Below are 299 nucleotides of genomic sequence, written 5' to 3' on the forward strand. Positions count from 1 at the left end.
TCCGCCGGCTCCGATCCGGAGGGTGCGGCGGGTGCGGTCGCGGAGGAGGAGCGGGGGCGTGGGTTCGATCTGCGGCGTCCTCCGCTGCTGCGGTGGGTGCTGGTGCGGCTGGGTGAGGAACGGCACCGGCTGATCCTGACCAACCACCACATCCTGCTGGACGGCTGGTCGATGCCCGTCCTGTTCCGGGAACTGTTCACCCTCTACCGCGAGGGCGGTGCCGTGCTGCCCGCGGTGCGTCCCTTCGGTGACTACCTGTCCTGGCTGGCGGGTGTGGACCGGGAGGCGGCCGAGGCGGC

General features: G+C 72.2%; 1 protein-coding gene. It reads left to right on the forward strand.

Annotated elements, in window-relative coordinates; genetic code table 11:
• A partial coding sequence (locus VT52_RS34855) for a condensation domain-containing protein (RefSeq protein ID WP_143070990.1) occupies window positions 1-299 on the forward strand: 299 nt, incomplete at both ends.

It is taken from the genome of Streptomyces malaysiense, assembly GCF_000980885.2.
Lineage (GTDB): Bacteria > Actinomycetota > Actinomycetes > Streptomycetales > Streptomycetaceae > Streptomyces > Streptomyces malaysiense.